14 protein-coding genes and 1 pseudogene are annotated in these 15,271 nt (G+C 62.6%); 10 read left to right on the forward strand and 5 right to left on the reverse strand.

What is annotated here, in order from left to right; all coding sequences use genetic code 11:
* The first annotated feature begins 61 nt into the window (after positions 1-61).
* From soxB to VSX60_RS07495, 4 genes are all read left to right on the forward strand, one after another.
* Positions 62-1,756 (forward strand): thiosulfohydrolase SoxB, encoded by a 1,695-nt coding sequence (gene soxB, locus VSX60_RS07480; protein WP_327623524.1) that lies wholly within the window; start codon positions 62-64, stop codon positions 1,754-1,756.
* A 74-nt stretch (positions 1,757-1,830) separates the two neighbouring features.
* Positions 1,831-3,123, forward strand: a complete 1,293-nt coding sequence (gene soxC / locus VSX60_RS07485) for a sulfite dehydrogenase (protein WP_327623525.1) — start codon at positions 1,831-1,833, stop codon at positions 3,121-3,123.
* Positions 3,107-4,267, forward strand: a complete 1,161-nt coding sequence (locus VSX60_RS07490; protein WP_327623526.1) for a c-type cytochrome — start codon at positions 3,107-3,109, stop codon at positions 4,265-4,267. The genes soxC and VSX60_RS07490 overlap by 17 nt, the downstream gene beginning before the upstream one ends.
* Positions 4,268-4,416: 149 nt before the next feature.
* A complete protein-coding gene (locus VSX60_RS07495; protein ID WP_327623527.1) occupies positions 4,417-4,899 on the forward strand; it encodes a DsrE family protein in 483 nt (160 codons plus the stop codon).
* Between the two features lie 104 nt (positions 4,900-5,003).
* Here VSX60_RS07495 and VSX60_RS07500 read toward each other — a convergent pair whose 3' ends face one another.
* The 3 genes from VSX60_RS07500 to VSX60_RS07510 form a co-directional block, all read right to left on the reverse strand.
* Positions 5,004-5,330, reverse strand: coding sequence for a hypothetical protein (locus tag VSX60_RS07500; RefSeq protein ID WP_327623528.1), 327 nt, complete (start codon positions 5,328-5,330; stop codon positions 5,004-5,006).
* Positions 5,331-5,522: 192 nt separating this feature from the next.
* On the reverse strand, positions 5,523-6,161 hold the full coding sequence (locus VSX60_RS07505; protein WP_327623529.1) for an NrsF family protein: 639 nt from the start codon (positions 6,159-6,161) through the stop codon (positions 5,523-5,525).
* A 2-nt stretch (positions 6,162-6,163) separates the two neighbouring features.
* Positions 6,164-6,415 carry a sigma factor-like helix-turn-helix DNA-binding protein gene (locus VSX60_RS07510; protein ID WP_327623530.1) on the reverse strand — a complete coding sequence of 84 codons (252 nt, stop codon included), beginning with the start codon at positions 6,413-6,415 and terminating at the stop codon, positions 6,164-6,166.
* Between the two features lie 238 nt (positions 6,416-6,653).
* Between VSX60_RS07510 and VSX60_RS07515 the strand changes: the two genes are divergently transcribed.
* The 3 genes and pseudogenes from VSX60_RS07515 to recD2 all read left to right on the forward strand — a co-directional run.
* Entirely contained in the window at positions 6,654-7,304 is a 651-nt protein-coding gene (locus VSX60_RS07515) for a hypothetical protein (protein WP_327623531.1), read from the forward strand.
* A gap of 6 nt (positions 7,305-7,310) precedes the next feature.
* The gene (locus VSX60_RS07520; protein ID WP_327623532.1) at positions 7,311-7,748 is read left to right on the forward strand and encodes a hypothetical protein; all 438 of its coding nucleotides are present in this window, start codon (positions 7,311-7,313) and stop codon (positions 7,746-7,748) included.
* A gap of 347 nt (positions 7,749-8,095) precedes the next feature.
* Positions 8,096-9,457: pseudogene (gene recD2, locus VSX60_RS07525) on the forward strand (SF1B family DNA helicase RecD2); the annotation flags it as partial.
* A 112-nt stretch (positions 9,458-9,569) separates the two neighbouring features.
* Here the strand turns inward: recD2 and istB are convergent.
* Together istB and istA are read right to left on the reverse strand one after the other, a co-directional pair.
* Positions 9,570-10,346, reverse strand: coding sequence for an IS21-like element helper ATPase IstB (istB, locus tag VSX60_RS07530; protein WP_327623533.1), 777 nt, complete (start codon positions 10,344-10,346; stop codon positions 9,570-9,572).
* On the reverse strand, positions 10,343-11,842 hold the full coding sequence (gene istA, locus VSX60_RS07535) for an IS21 family transposase (RefSeq protein WP_327623534.1): 1,500 nt from the start codon (positions 11,840-11,842) through the stop codon (positions 10,343-10,345). Before istA ends, istB begins: the two co-directional genes overlap by 4 nt.
* A 520-nt stretch (positions 11,843-12,362) precedes the next feature.
* Here istA and VSX60_RS07540 point away from each other — a divergent pair.
* The 3 genes from VSX60_RS07540 to VSX60_RS07550 all read left to right on the forward strand — a co-directional run bounded on the left by VSX60_RS07540 (position 12,363) and on the right by VSX60_RS07550 (position 15,165).
* The gene (locus VSX60_RS07540; protein ID WP_327623535.1) at positions 12,363-12,767 is read left to right on the forward strand and encodes a hypothetical protein; all 405 of its coding nucleotides are present in this window, start codon (positions 12,363-12,365) and stop codon (positions 12,765-12,767) included.
* A gap of 58 nt (positions 12,768-12,825) precedes the next feature.
* Positions 12,826-13,344, forward strand: a complete 519-nt coding sequence (locus tag VSX60_RS07545; RefSeq protein ID WP_327623536.1) for a copper chaperone PCu(A)C — start codon at positions 12,826-12,828, stop codon at positions 13,342-13,344.
* 456 nt (positions 13,345-13,800) lie between these two features.
* Positions 13,801-15,165: an aspartate aminotransferase family protein gene (locus tag VSX60_RS07550; RefSeq protein WP_327623537.1), complete on the forward strand. Its 1,365-nt coding sequence runs from the start codon at positions 13,801-13,803 to the stop codon at positions 15,163-15,165.
* Positions 15,166-15,271 lie beyond the last annotated feature (106 nt).

Here is a 15,271-nt window from a genome sequence, read left to right on the forward strand (position 1 = left end):
TCTTTTCCAAAACGAGTTGACGAATCCGGATCGCCAGTGCTGTCCGGAACGAGGGCAAGCTATGTTTTCAAGACGCGAGTTTTTGACCGCGACGGTGGCCTTGGCGGCCCTGACCGGCTCAGGATTGTCCGGTCGCTGGTCCCGTGCGGCCGCGCAGCAGCTGATGAGCGAGGACGACCTGCTCGGGGCACCCGATTTCGGCAATCTCACGATCCTTCATATCACCGACATCCATGCTCAGTTGAAGCCGGTCTTCTTTCGCGAGCCAGCCGTCAATATCGGCGTTGGCGAGGCCGTGGGGCAGCCGCCGCATGTCTCCGGCGCGGATTTCCTCAAGCTCTACAACATCGAACCCGGCACGCCCGATGCCTATGCGCTGACGTCAGAAGACTTCGCGGCGCTGGCCGGGCAATACGGCAAGATGGGCGGGCTCGATCGCACCGCGACGATCGTCAAGCGCGCCCGCGCCGAGCGCGGTGATGACAATGTCCTCCTGCTTGACGGCGGCGATACCTGGCAGGGCAGCTATACGGCGAACAAGACCTCCGGCGCAGACATGATCACCGCCATGAACGCGCTGAAGCCCGACGCAATGACTGGGCACTGGGAGTTCACCTACGGGACCGACCGGGTGAAAGACGCCATTGAGGGGTTGCCGTTCGCGTTCCTCGGCTCGAATATTTTCGACAATGAATGGGACGAGCCAGCCTTCGAGGCATGGAAGATGTTCGAGCGGGGCGGGTCGAAAATCGCCGTCATCGGACAGGCATTCCCCTATACGCCGATCGCCAATCCGTCCTGGTTGATTCCAGGCTGGTCCTTCGGCATCCGCGACGAGGAGATCGTCAAGCACGTCGCGGCGGCGAGGGCGGCCGGCGCCGATCTGGTCGTGCTGTTGTCGCATAACGGCTTCGACGTCGACCGCAAGCTGGCCTCACGCGTCGAGGGCATCGACATCATTTTAACGGGTCATACCCATGACGCGCTGCCGGAACCCTTCATGGTCGGCAAGACCATGCTGATCGCCTCAGGCTCAAACGGCAAGTTTCTCAGCCGCCTGGATCTCGACATTTCGGACGGTCGGTTGAAGGACTTCCGCTATCGGCTGATCCCGGTCTTTTCCGATGTGATCACGCCGGATCTCGAGATGGCCTCGGTCATCGATTCGGTGCGGGAACCCTACGAGGCGGAGCTGAAACGCGTCGTTGGCAGGACCGAGAGCCTGCTTTACCGTCGCGGCAATTTCAATGGCACATGGGACGATCTGATCTGCGAGGCGCTGCTCGAAGAGCGGGATGCGGAAATCGCCCTGTCGCCGGGCTTCCGGTGGGGCACCTCCCTCCCGGCCGGAAGCGACATCACCATGGAAGACGTCCACAACGTCTGTGCCATGACCTATCCCGCCGTCTACCGGAACAAGATGACCGGCGAGACGCTGAAGGCCATCCTCGAGGATGTGGCGGACAACCTCTTCAACAGCGATCCCTATTACCAGCAGGGCGGCGACATGGTGCGCGTCGGCGGTATGGGATTTGGGATTGACCCGACCAAGCAGATCGGCTCGCGCATTTCCGACATGACGATCCTCAAGACCGAAACGTCGATCGAGGCGAGCCGGGAATATGTCGTCGCCGGATGGGCCTCGGTCAACGAAGGGACCGAGGGGCCACCAATCTGGGACGTCGTCGAAGGTTATCTGGCGAAGAATCCGACGGTGTCGCTCGAACAAAACCGCAGCGTTCAACTGAAAGGTTGAACTCGCTTCTCGACAGCCAAGGTCCGCGCTGATATATTCTGATTATTGAATATATCGATATTCGGAGGAAACTAATGATCGACGGCCCCGAAAAGGCGGGAGACGGGGCCTCCCGTCGAAGCTTTCTGAAGCGAAGCCTGGCGCTAGGAGGCGCCGCGGCGCTTGCGGGTATCGGAGGCCGGCAAGCCTCTGCCGCGGCGGGCGGCGATCCGGCGATTACTGAGGTTCAGGACTGGAACCGTTATCTCGGCGATGGCGTCGACGCGCGGCCTTACGGAATGCCGTCGCCCCATGAGTCGGAAGTCGTTCGGCGCGACGTGTCTTGGCTGACGGCGGATTCGACGAGTTCGGTCAATTTCACGCCGCTGCATGAACTCGACGGTATCATTACGCCGAATGGCCTGTGCTTCGAGCGCCATCACGCGGGTATCGCCGAGATTGCGCCGAATGAGCATCGGTTGATGATCAACGGGCTGGTTGATCGCCCGCTGGTCTTCACGATGGAAGATCTGAAGCGCTTTCCGCGTGAGAACAGGATCTACTTCCTCGAATGTGCCGCCAATACCGGCATGGAATGGCGTGGCTCGCAGCTGAATGGCTGTCAGTTTACCCACGGCATGGTGCATTGCGTCATGTATACGGGGACGCCGCTCCGCTACCTCCTGGAGGAAGCCGGGGTAAAGAGCGCCGGTTCGTGGCTTCTCGCCGAAGGCGCCGACGCTTCGGCGATGACCCGTTCGATCCCGATGGAGAAGGCGCTCGACGATTGCCTCGTCGCCTGGAAGATGAACGGCGAGGCGCTGCGTCCCGAGCAGGGCTATCCGGTTCGTCTCGTCGTGCCCGGCTGGGAAGGCAACATGTGGGTCAAGTGGCTGCGCCGGCTCGAGGTCGGAGATGCCCCCTGGCAGCAGCGTGAGGAGACCTCGAAGTATACCGATCTTCTGGCCAATGGCGAAGCGCGCCGCTTTACCTGGGCAATGGACGTGAAGTCCGTCATTACCAATCCCAGCCCGCAGGCGCCCATCACACATGGCCGGGGACGTACCGTCGTGACCGGCCTGGCCTGGTCGGGCAACGGCCGCATCAAGCGCGTCGACGTTTCGCTTGATGGTGGCCGGAATTGGATCGAAGCGCGGATCGACGGGCCGAGCCTGTCGATGGCCGTGCACCGGTTCTATCTCGATTTCGACTGGGACGGATCGGAACTCTTCCTGCAATCGCGCGCGATCGACGAGAAGGGCTTCGTTCAGCCGACCAAGGACGAACTGCGCGCGGCGCGCGGTGAAAACTCAATCTATCACAATAATGGTATCCAGACCTGGTGGCTGCAAACCGACGGAGCGCTCGAAAATGTCGAAGTTTCCTAAGCTCCTGCTCGCGACTGGTGCCATCGTCGGTGTCTTGGTGTCACCGGCCCTGGCGGCGGGCGATGCCGACGCCGGCAAGAAGGTCTTCAACAAGTGCCGCGCTTGTCATGCGGTCGGAGAGGGCGCCGCCAACAAGATCGGCCCGCAGCTGAACGAGCTTTTCGGGCGGGCCGCGGGCGGTCTTGCCGATTACAAATATTCTCCCGCCTTGACGACGGCCGGAGAAGGCGGCGTCGTTTGGGGCGAAGCGACCCTGTCGGAATTTCTCGCGGACCCGAAAGGCTTTGCGAGCGGTACCAAAATGGGTTTCGCGGGCCTCAAGAAGGAAGACGACCGCGACGATGTCATCGCCTATCTGGCGACATTCTCGAGCGAGACTGCGGCGGCTACGGATGCCGAGAAGCCCGGTGATGGCGAAGCTGTCGCCGAGGCGGAGGTGGCGACGCCTGAGCCGGCCCAGCCGGAGACGAAGTCGGCCGAGAACGAGGCGGGCGGGACTGCGGTGGCGGCTTCTGTCGCGGCCGAGCCGTCCGGCGGACCGCTCAGCCTCGGCCGACCGGCAACCGAAGAGGAGGTCGCGGCTTGGGATATCGATGTCAGGCCCGATGGAAAAGGGCTGCCTGTCGGTCGTGGGACGGTTGCCGAGGGCGAGCCGATCTTCACCGAGAATTGTGCGTCCTGCCACGGTGATTTCGGCGAGGGCCGCGGGCGCTGGCCGGTGCTCGCCGGCGGGTTCGATACCTTGACCCGCCAGCGTCCGGAAAAGACGGTCGGCTCCTATTGGCCCTATCTGTCCACCGTCTACGACTACGTGTACCGGGCGATGCCATTCGGTAACGCGCGGTCGCTGAGCGACGACGACGTCTACGCGCTGACCGCCTATATCCTCTACCTCAACGACATCGTGACGGATGAGGAGTTCGAGCTATCGAACGAGAACTTCACCACCATCGAAATGCCGAATGTGGATGGGTTCATCTCCGACACCCGCGAGGCGGAAGCGCACTATCAGACGAGCGATCCCTGCATCACCGACTGCAAGCCGGAACCGGCGAAAGTGACGATGCGGGCGCAGGTCCTCGATGTCACGCCGGACACGGCCGAAGGCGAGGGCGAGGGGCCAGCCGGCGGCAACGTCGACTGACCGCAGGGGCTCGAGCGGCAAGCATGGATATCTCGCGGTGTGGCAATAGATGGTGCTGACATCGTCATCGCGAGATATCCTCGGCTGAGGACGACCAGCCGGAGGACTCTGCCATGCACCGTCGCCGTTCCTTGCATTCCGCCGCACTCATGTCCGCCGCGAAGATTATCGCGGTGGGCATCTGGCTTACACTGATGCCGATGCTGGCGGGCGGCTGGGCAACGACCGCCAAGGCTCAGGGCGCGGAAGACGATTCCAGCTTCGCCACGCAAAGACTGGCCCTTCAGGTGTCCGTTGACGACGAGGCCGTGATGCGTTCGGCCCTCGAAATCGCCGCCAACGTGTCCCGCTTTTATTCGGATCAAGCGGAAGAGATCGATATTCGCATCGTCGTTTTCGGGCTTGGCATGCCGATGCTGCGCCCGGAAATGTCCCCAGTCATGGATCGCCTGAAGGCGTTCGATCAGAGCATGCCCAACGTCAGTTTCGCGGCCTGCGGCAACACGCTGGACTCGCTGGAGCGGGCGGAAGGCGCTCGGCCGGAGATTGTCGAATACGCGGATGTCGTGGAGGCAGGGGTCGCCGAACTCATGCGCCTCGACCAGGCGGGCTATACGATCGTCAAGCCGTAACCGTTACGGTGCACGGCGCAATCCGACCTCGGCCACGTTGGGAAACGGAAACCGGCCCAGCATCGCCGGGCCGATCGCGTCATGGAAATTTGACGTGGGCGGAATCAATAGCCGCGCGCCGATTGCGACCGAATAAGCATCAACCGGCTCTCGGTCTGAAGATCGCGGTAAGTCGCCTCCGAGCCCGGGACGCGGACGCGGTTGCCAAACGCGTGCCGCGAAACCGGCGTGCCGAACCGGGTGGACGAGCGGAAGCCACTGGAAATGAACGCCGGTCCGTGTGTCACGCCCAGGGCAGTTTCATAGCGGGTGTTCTCTTCCGCTTTGCGGTAGGCATCTTCCGAGCCGGGGATGATGCCGCCGCCGGCCAAGACGGTGGATGCTGGGAGCATTAGAGTCGCGATGATCAGTCCTATAAGAACGGTCTTCATATTCACCTCCTCTATTCAAGTCGGAAAGCGGTTGCTTTCAGAAGTGAATTCGTCGAGGCAAGACGACAGGTTACGGCTAAGGGTGTCACCTTGTCTTGAGCGTAACTTGTTCGATTCTATTTTGGGGAGGACGTCAGGCAGCCTATTCGGGCCGGGCTCGGCTCGCCCGTTCGACGGTGGGGTAGGTTTGGTTCACCAGCGCAGAACGCGGTTGCCTGCGAATGCGCCGGCGGCGACGAGGATCAGCGAAGCAAACGAATACCAGACCGCTACGAACAACGGCGAGTCGTTGGGGCACTGGGCGGTATAGAACAAGGCGGCCATCGACGCCGCGGCGAGACCCGCCATCGCGCCAGCCAGAGCCGGCCGCGTGGGCGCCTGTCGGCGCAGCGCCCAGAGGAACATGAGCAGTAGCGGGGTGCCCAGCGAAACGATAGCGATCACGCAGAACAGGAAGTTCATGCCGGTCAGACTGGTTGCCCAAAGATCTGGGGACAGCGCGAACAGTTCCGCCGCCACGGAGAGCGCGAGGAGGCCGCCGGGAAGAAACAGCCACTCCAGAGATTGTTTCATGGACACGCCCGGACGCGCCGACGCGCGCATCGCCAGGAAGGCGGTGACGGCCAGAGTGCCGGTGATGGCGAATTTGGACAGGAAACGCGCCGTTTCCCAAACATAGAAGAGGTCCGGCCGCAATCCGATCGCGCCGAAGAAGAAGACCCCGGTCGTTCCGGCTGCCAGAACCGCGAGGAACAACCACGACGGGCCTCGGTCGCGCGCTTTGCGATCACGGTCGGAGGCAAGCGTTTCGATGAGGAATTGCGTGTCCATATTCAGGCCTGACCAAATTTCGCGGCGATCGATGCCAGACCGCGATGGAACGCAACCCGAACCGCTCCCTCCGTCACGCCCAGCCGGTTCGCAGTTTCGCCGACCGAACGTCCTTCGAGCGACAGCGCGGCGACGACCTCTCTCTGGCGCCCTGCGAGCAGCCGCAATGCCTTGGTGACATCGAGCCTGTTGGCGCTCGGAACGGTCGTCGGATCCTCAAGCTTGTCGGTAAAGTCCGCGATGTCGAGGTTCACCCTGCGGCCGTGTCGTCGATAGGCGTCGATCGCCTTGTAACGGGCGATCGCGAATAACCACGGAGTGTCAACGCCGGAGCAAATATGCGCCAGTTGGCCGGAGGAAATATGTGCCAGGTGACGTCATGAGAAGGGCCCCNAACATTCGATGCTGTTTGACACCACAGGAGGGGGCGGCAATTTTTTACTGGGTCAGATCTCGGTGACAATCAACACTTCCTGACGCTATCGTCGGGCCATGAAGAATCGCAACCGACCAAAATCCCCTGACGAAAAGACCACCCGAGCCTTGCTCGAGAAACATGGCTGCCCGACCCCGTTTCACGAGGTACGCACGCGTTTCCTCGGCAATATCGCAACACCCGATCTCACCGCTTCGCCGCTGCGGATCGTCGAAAGCCTCTGGGGCGGCGAATTGCCCGTGTTCGACAGCATGGATGAAGCAAACGAGCTGATCGGCGCACTCGTGCAGGGCTTGTGGAATGACCTGACCAGACACCAGAAGCGCAGCCAGCCATTCCGGCTGACGCGGCTGAACCTCGATCCCACGCCGGCAAACCTCGCGCTTGTTGCACAATTGCGCCGCCAGGAACTGGAAGGCTTCATAGAGGGGCTGTTCAATGGGCAGGATCGCATCGACCTGCCTGAACGGGCTCACCAAGCACTCGGTCACCTTGGCGAGTTACGCGCCATGATGGCTGGTATGGAAGACCTTGTGTCACGGGATATCGAAGCGGAAAGCCGGACCCAACTGGAAACGACCTTCAAACATATCCGGGAGCTCACGCGCATCATGGAGGCAGAACTCCATGAAACGGTGCTGGCGTGCACCCGTGCCCGACGACAGATGGTCGAGGGGCTCTCCACCAAAAAGCCGACGCTGCACTGATCCGTCATGCTCTCCGAAGACCGCCTCCGGGAAAAACTCCGCAAGATCGAAGCGCTCTACGCCGGTGCCGTCACCGCTGGCGAAAAGGCCGCCGCAGGGGCCGCTGCCGAACGCATCCGCAGGCAATTCGAATCTGCCAGCCGCAAGGAGCAGGCCGAAGAGTACAAGTTCTCGATCCCCGATCCCTGGTCTCGCCAGCTCTTCACCGCGCTGTGCCGACGATACGGGGTTCGACCTTTCCGTTACCCGCGCATGCACCGCCAGACGGTCATGATCCGCGCACCCGCCAGCTTCGTGCGGTCCGTTCTCTGGCCCGAGTTCGAGGAACTGAGCGATGCGCTGACAGCTCACCTGCTCGAGATCACCGAAAAGATCATCCGCGAAGAAGTGCATGAGGCTACGCAGGACGCCGAGGAGATTGACGAACCCCGGCGATTGCGATGAACCAGCCGGATGCATCGACATCCGAGGTGCTGGCCGGGCATGTGGAGCGGTTCACGTTCCATACCCGAGGAGGACACGCGCCAGATCAAGCGCTGGAAGGCGTTTCGGCGACACATCGCACAGATCAGACAGAATTGTGAGCCAGGTGATCCTTTTTGCAGACCGCGCCAGCGGCAGGCCCTGCTGCACTGGGCTTACGACAGTCGCACAATCTGAGCGCCCCACCAGGATTTGTGGTTACGATAGAGACAAGCTTTTGAATATCGAGCGCATCATAATGATCAAGTCGGCCGGCGTCAGACTCGCCGCCACCCTGAACGCTGCGCTTTCTCGGTGATGGCGTCGGCATGAAACCCCAAGCCGAACCATCGACCCAGGAAGTGCTGGCGGGTCTGGTCGAGCGCGTCACCTACCATAATGGCGAGAACGGCTTCTGCGTTCTGCGCATCTAGGCGCGCGGCCACCGCGATCTGGTCACGGTGGCGGGGCATGCCGCCACCATCGCCGCGGGCGAGTGGGTCACCGCGTCCGGCGAATGGATCAACGACCGCACCCACGGCCAGCAGTTCAAGGCGCGCTTCATGCGCACCTCCGCGCCGACGTCCATCGACGGCATCGAGAAGTATCTCGGCTCCGGCATGATCCGCGGCATCGGCCCCGTCTACGCCAAAAAGATGGTCAAGGCGTTCGGCGAAAAAGTGTTCGACGTCATCGAGGCCGAGCCCGATCGGTTGCGTGAGGTGACGGGAATCGGCCAGGTGCGCGCCAAACGCATCACCGACGCATGGGCCGAGCAGAAGATCGTCCGCGAGATCATGGTGTTCCTGCACAGCCACACGGTCGGTACCGCCCGTGCCGTGCGGATCTACAAGACCTATGGGGCGGACGCCGTCCAGGTCATGACCGAGAATCCTTATCGGCTTGCGCGCGACATCCGTGGCATCGGATTCAAGACCGCCGACACGATCGCCATGAAGCTCGGCATCGAAAAGACCGCAATGATCCGGGTGCGCGCCGGGATCTCCTATGCGCTGACCGAAGCAATGGATGAGGGCCATTGCGGTCTGCCTGTCGAAAAACTGGTGCCGCTCGCCATCGAATTGCTCGAGGTCGACAAGGGGTTGGTTCAGACCGCGATGGATCTCGAACTCGCCGATGGCACGGTCATCGCCGACACCGTGGGCGAGACGGCCTGCATCTTTCTCGCCGGTCTCTATCGAGCGGAGAAAGTCATCGCCGAGCGACTTCTACGCCTGGCCAATGGAACGCTACCATGGCCTTACATCGATCCGGAGAAGGCGCTGCCATGGATCGAGCAAAAGACCTGCCTCAAGCTCGCGGAGACGCAGGTGGCAGCGATCCGACTGGCCCTGTTGTCGAAGACCATGGTCATCACCGGTGGACCCGGCGTTGGCAAAACCACCATCGTCAATTCGATCCTGCGGATCCTGGCGGCCAAGGGGACGAGCCTGCTGCTCTGCGCGCCAACGGGCCGCGCCGCCAAACGGATGACAGAGGCGACCGGATTCGAGGCCAAGACCATCCACCGGCTGCTCGAGGTGGACCCCAAGGGTGGCGGTTTCAAACGCGGCACGGACAACCCTCTCGAGTGCGACCTGCTCGTCGTGGACGAGACCTCAATGGTCGACGTCATGTTGATGCAGGCGCTGATGCGCGCGGTGCCGGACAAGTCCGCGCTGCTGATTGTCAACGCCGGAGCAAATATGCGCCAGTTGGCCGGAGGAAATATGTGCCAGGTGACGTCATGAGAAGGGCCCCGATCGGGGCCCTTCTCATGACGTTTCGCGCTTTTCGGCGGGATCAGTCGGGTTCGTCATTTTTGGGCGGCGTGGTGGCCTTGCCGGCCTGGCGGAGGCGGTAGCTTTCGCCGTTCATCTCCAGGATATGGACATGGTGCGTGAGCCGGTCCAGCAGCGCGCCGGTCAACCGCTCGCTCCCGAAGACGCTCGTCCATTCGTCGAAAGGCAGATTGGATGTGACGATGGTGGAGCCGCGTTCGTAACGCTGGGAGAAGGCTTCGAAGAGCAGTTCGGCTCCGGTCGGCGACAGCGGCACGTAGCCGAGCTCGTCGATGATCAACACCTGGTATTTGGCCAGTTGCTTCTGCAGCCGCAGGAGACGCTTCTCGTCTCGCGCTTCGATCAGCTCGTGCACCAGCGCCGAGGCGGTCGTGAAGCCGACGGACAGACCTTTCTGGCAAGCCGCCAGTCCGAGAGCCAGCGCAACATGCGTCTTGCCGGTGCCGGAATTGCCGACAGCGATGACGTTCTCGCTGCGATTGACGTAGTCGCATCGCGCCAGCTCGAGCACCAGCATCTTGTTGAGCGACGGGATCGCCTTGAAGTCGAAGCTGTCGATGCTCTTGACGGCCGGGAAACCGGCGGCCTTGATCCGCCGCTCCACCATGCGCCGCTCCCGGTCGATCAGTTCGAGCTCGCAAAGCCGCAGGAGGTAGCGCGAATGATCGACGCCTTCGCTGGCGCACTGCCTTGCGAGCTTGTCGTATTCGCGCAGGAACGTCGGCAGCTTGAGGGCCTTCAGATGATGCGACAGCAGCAGTTGCGGCGTGTCGCTCATGACCGGCCTCCGGCCAGCAGGCTCATGTAGCTTTGCGGCGATGTCGCATGGACCCGGGCTTTCGGCAAATAGGGATAGACCGTCATGTCGAGGCGCGGCGGGCGCCGTTCGATCCGGCAAAGCACGAGATGCTTGACGGCGTCGAATCCGATCGTGCCACGATCGAGTGCGCTGCGTATTCCATGATGGACATCATCGAGCGCGAAGGTCTCCAGCAGGCGCAGGACCTGGACGAACTCGCGCTTGCCCTTCTTGCCGATCCGCGCCTCCAAAAGGCGGCGCATCGTGGCGAAGGCCTCCGGCAGTTCCCAGCCGACGAGCGGGGCGGCCTGGTCCAGCGCGTTGGTCTTCTGCTCGAGCAATGCCAGATAGTGCAGCGGGTCGAAGACGAAGTCTTCCTTCTCCCAGGAGCGGCGGTGCCGGGCGATGATCTCCGCGCCGCAGGCAATCACCACCTCGTGGACATAGCCACGCACCAGCACCTCGCGATGGCCATAGGCGCTGGGGACGGAATAGTCATTGCCGCGATAGCGCACCAGCGACAGCGAACTAACCCGGGCGCAGCACTTGTCGCAGGCATCGTAGGCGACAACCGGCAGAGGTTGGAAGTGGGCGCGATCGCGTTCGAGACGCTCTCCGATCGTCTCGCCATGCCCACGCAACCTGTCCGCCATGCGCCGTCGGCATTGTTGCTCTAGCCATCGATTGAAATCCTCGAAGCTGGAAAACCGCGGCACCGGCACCATGAAGTTGCGGCGGCAATAGCCGACCAGACCCTCTACCTTTCCCTTGTCATTGCCCTTGCCGGGACGGCCGAAGCGATCGGCAAACAGGTAATGGGAGACAAGCTCGGAGAACACCCGGGTGCGCTTGCGGGTGCCGTCTCCCAGAATGCGGGCGACGGCGATTTTGGTGTTGTCGTAGAGGATGGAAATCGGAACGCCGCCGAAGAAGGCAAAGGCCGAGACGTGTCCGTCGCAGAAGGCCTCGCTCGTCTCCTGCGGATAAGCCTTGACGAAACAACCGTCCGAATGTGGCAGGTCCATCGCCAGGAAGTGGATCTTGCGTTCGACGCCGTCGATCACGGCAAGCGCTTCGCCGAAATCGACCTGAGCATGTCCCGGTGGATGGGAAAGCGGCACGAACATCTCGCGCTGGCGCTCCCTGGCCGCATGAACGTAGTCCTTCACGATCGTGATGCCGCCGGCAAAGCCATGCTCGTCGCGCAGCCGCTCGAAAATCCGCTTCGAGGTGTGACGCTGCTTCTTGGGCCGCTCGCTGTCGTCTTCCAGGATCCGGTCGATGATGACGATGAACGGATCGAGCTTCGGTCGCACGACAGGCTTGCTGCGCCGATACCCCGGCGGCACGGAAAACCGCAGCATCTTGTCGACCGACCGCCGGTCGATGCCGAAAAGCCGGGCGGCCTCCCGACGGCTCAAACCATCGATGAAAACAGACCGCCTTACCCGCGCATAAAGTTCCACACTCTTCATCCCCGCCCTCGGCCAAAGGCACGAAGGCTATCACTGGCGGAGTTTTGCTCCGGCCAACAGCCAGATATCCGGCCGCTTCAGTGGTGGATTTTTGCACCGGCGCTCTCAACGGAGCCACCGGTTCGCCCTCTCGCCAAGTATGGCGTTTGATATGAACGGCCATCAAGATTTCCTGCACGAGGTCCTCCGGATCGAAGCCACTGGCACTTGCGGGCGCCTTCCGTCGGGCAAATCCCCGCAAGATTTTCGCGGCCTCCTCAAGAAACTGACGATACGCATTCTCGTCCCCGGCGTTGGCGGAGGTCAAAAGCGTGTCCAGTCGTCCGAAATCGGCTGGCGGGACTGGCATCGTGTTGGTCCTTCGCGTGGTGCGGTGATGATGTTTCGCAGCATCGCAAAATTTTCGTCCGCTCGCTCTCAAGCCTGTTCACATCATGGTGACAGCGAAGCAATTCCCAGCCAGCGCGCGCACCTCACGTTTTCGGAGGATATTCATCGGCCGATTGTGTTAGCGAGACTCATGTCCCTGCGGCCAGCCCAATACGGTCCGATGAGAGTCATGCGGCACGAGCGCCACGGCTTTGCCGCGCTTGGGCTGTTGCTGTTGATCGTCCAACTGCTCTTGGGCGGGATGGCGCAGGGCGCGATGGCGGCGCAAGGCGCTGGACCCGGCGCGATCATCTGTACGGGTCAGGGGACAGCCGGGCATTCATCGAGCGGCGCTGGCAGCATGGGCGACTGTCCGTGCCTGGCGGCGGCCTGCTGCCATGCCGGGATCGCCGGCGACGCCCGAATCCCGCTCGCGGCGCATCCCGTTTCCCGCGACACCGCCTCCGTCGATCTGCCGGGCTCCCCCGTCGCGACGGATCGCAGGCCGCTGGCACTGTTTGCGCGCGCCGGACAAAGTCCTCCCACCATCTCCTGAAGCCGATCCGCACTTTGTCGCGCGTTGAATCGCGCCCACCTGCTTTCTGGAGATTATCATGACTATTCTCATCATCCGCGTTTTCGCGGCGGCGGCACTTGTCGCCTGCATTCCGTTGTCCAATGCCCATGCCGATGTCACGCTTGTCGAAGCGACGCCCACGTCGTCGACGGCACCCGAGGCGGTCGGTGCTCTTGTTGTCAGCGGCGGCTTTGCCCGCGCCATGCTGCCGGGCGCCAAGGTCGCTGGCGGCTATCTGACGATCGTCAATCAGGGACCGACGGCCGACCGGCTGATCTCGGTGTCGTCACCCGCAGCGGGACGGGTCGAGCTGCATGAAATGGCGATGGAGGGCGAGGTTATGCGGATGCGCGCCCTCGAGGAGGGCCTCGCTATCGCAGCGGGAGAGACGATCGCGCTGGCGCCGGGAGGAGAACACCTGATGTTTTTCGACGTCGCCGAGCCGTTCGAGGAAGGCGCCAGCATTGCGGTGACCCTCACCTTCGAGCAAGCCGGCCCGGTGGAGGCTGCGCTGGCGGTGCTGAGCTCCGGCGCGACGCACGCCGAACAGAAGTAGAGGTTCGCTGCGTTTCGGGCTTCGATCGTGAGATCGACTTCGCCGGGGGGAAGGTGCCGACTTCCCGGCGAAGCTCCACTGACCTTCGAGCCGCGACAAACGAAAAAGCCGCCTGGATTTCTCCCGGCGGCTCCGCGTCTCTTGCGAGACTGTGCGGCCCTCGCTTCCCGACTCGCCAGTACATCCGTGGTCGGACGGGAAGCTAAAGGCCTTAGGCGCATCGACCTGAGTGTCAGGGACGCGTTGCACCATCCTTATATGGGTAACGCTTGTAGCTTGCGCAAGGCTGACTATTCGCTAGGGCACCGATATCCCGACCTGCGACCGGCGGCCCGATAATTTTTGTATGGTCAGTTGACCAAATGCCTTGTGGCGGCGCACCACAGCAAACGAGCACGCCTGCGCCGTGCCGAGAGCCGGCGCCGAAAAATCATCGTTCAACCGGAGTGATGCCCCATGACCGTCCAGCCGAACTCGATCGAGGCGCGCGACATCGCGTTCCACCTGCACAGCTACACCAATGCCCGTAAGCATGAAGCGAACGGCCCGGTGGTGATCGACAAGGGCGAGGGGGTCTACGTCACCGACACCGACGGCAACCGCTATATCGAGGCGATGGCGGGGCTGTGGAGCGTCGCCGTCGGTTTCGGCGAAAAGCGCCTGGTCGACGCCGCGGCGAAGCAGATGGGCAAGCTGCCCTACTACCACACCTTCACCCACAAATCGCATACGCCTGCGATCGAACTCGCCGAGAAGCTGGTCGCCATGGCGCCAGTGCCGATGTCGAAGGCCTATTTCACCAATTCCGGCTCCGAAGCCAACGACACGATGATGAAGTTGGTGCGCTATCGCTCCAACGCGCTCGGTCAGCCGCAGAAGAAGAAGTTCATTAGCCGGATGCGCGGCTATCACGGCGTCACGCTGGCCTCGGCCAGCCTGACCGGCCTCGTCAACAATCACCGCGATTTCGACCTGCCGATCGAAGGCGTCCTGCACACGACCTGCCCACATTACTGGCGCGAGGGCCGCGACGGCGAGAGCGAAGAGGATTTCGCCACACGCTGCGCCGAGGATCTCGAAGCGATGATCCAGGCGGAGGGGCCGGAGACGATTGCCGCCTTCATCGGCGAGCCGGTGATGGGCGCGGGCGGCGTCGTGGTGCCGCCGGCGACCTACTGGGAGAAAATCCAGGCTGTGCTCAAGCGGCACGATATCCTGCTGGTCGCCGACGAGGTGATCTGCGGGTTCGGGCGCACGGGGCAGATGTTCGGATCGCAGACCTATGGGATCGAGCCGGACATCATGACGCTGTCGAAGGCGCTGTCCTCGTCCTATCTGCCGATCTCCGCGCTGCTGATCAACGAAAAGGTCTATGGGCCGATCGCCGACCGGTCGGCCGAGATCGGCACGCTCGGTACCGGCTATACGGCGTCCGGTCACCCGGTGGCGGCGGCGGTGGCGCTGGAGAACCTCAAGATCATCGAAGAGCGCGATCTTGTCGGCAACGCCCGCGAGATGGGCGTTCACCTTCAGGCGGGCCTCAAGTCGCTCGAAGATCATCCGCTGATCGGGGAGGCTCGCGGCGTCGGGCTGATCGGCGCGATCGAGCTGGTCACGGACAAAAAGGCGAAGGTCGCGATGCAGCCGCCCGGCGCGATGGCGGCGCAAGCCTTCGCCATCCTGCAGAAGAACGGCGTCATCTCGCGGGCTATCGGCGATGCTTTGGCCTTCTGCCCGCCGCTGATCATCGAGGCCGGGCACATCGACACGATCGTCGAGACGACGCGGCGCAGTCTGGACGAATTGCAGGCGAGCCTTTGAAGCGGCGGTAGCGCGGAGAGGATGCCGACGTTCTCCACGCGTCGTCATCCTTCCTCTCACGCGTCGTCCCGGCCTTGCGCCGGGACCCATTCCAGGCCGTGCGAGC

Origin of the sequence: Aurantimonas sp. A3-2-R12 (assembly GCF_036016755.1) — a bacterium.
GTDB classification, from domain to species: Bacteria; Pseudomonadota; Alphaproteobacteria; order Rhizobiales; family Rhizobiaceae; genus Aurantimonas; species Aurantimonas coralicida_A.

Coding starts and splice junctions, on each gene's coding strand:
- soxB (WP_327623524.1), top strand. CDS start 62: ATGTTTTCAAGACGCGAGTTTTTGACCGCGACGGTGGCCTTGGCGGCC.
- soxC (WP_327623525.1), top strand. CDS start 1,831: ATGATCGACGGCCCCGAAAAGGCGGGAGACGGGGCCTCCCGTCGAAGC.
- VSX60_RS07490 (WP_327623526.1), top strand. CDS start 3,107: ATGTCGAAGTTTCCTAAGCTCCTGCTCGCGACTGGTGCCATCGTCGGT.
- VSX60_RS07495 (WP_327623527.1), top strand. CDS start 4,417: ATGTCCGCCGCGAAGATTATCGCGGTGGGCATCTGGCTTACACTGATG.
- VSX60_RS07500 (WP_327623528.1), bottom strand. CDS start 5,330: ATGAAGACCGTTCTTATAGGACTGATCATCGCGACTCTAATGCTCCCA.
- VSX60_RS07505 (WP_327623529.1), bottom strand. CDS start 6,161: ATGGACACGCAATTCCTCATCGAAACGCTTGCCTCCGACCGTGATCGC.
- VSX60_RS07515 (WP_327623531.1), top strand. CDS start 6,654: ATGAAGAATCGCAACCGACCAAAATCCCCTGACGAAAAGACCACCCGA.
- VSX60_RS07520 (WP_327623532.1), top strand. CDS start 7,311: ATGCTCTCCGAAGACCGCCTCCGGGAAAAACTCCGCAAGATCGAAGCG.
- istB (WP_327623533.1), bottom strand. CDS start 10,346: ATGAGCGACACGCCGCAACTGCTGCTGTCGCATCATCTGAAGGCCCTC.
- istA (WP_327623534.1), bottom strand. CDS start 11,842: ATGAAGAGTGTGGAACTTTATGCGCGGGTAAGGCGGTCTGTTTTCATC.
- VSX60_RS07540 (WP_327623535.1), top strand. CDS start 12,363: ATGTCCCTGCGGCCAGCCCAATACGGTCCGATGAGAGTCATGCGGCAC.
- VSX60_RS07545 (WP_327623536.1), top strand. CDS start 12,826: ATGACTATTCTCATCATCCGCGTTTTCGCGGCGGCGGCACTTGTCGCC.
- VSX60_RS07550 (WP_327623537.1), top strand. CDS start 13,801: ATGACCGTCCAGCCGAACTCGATCGAGGCGCGCGACATCGCGTTCCAC.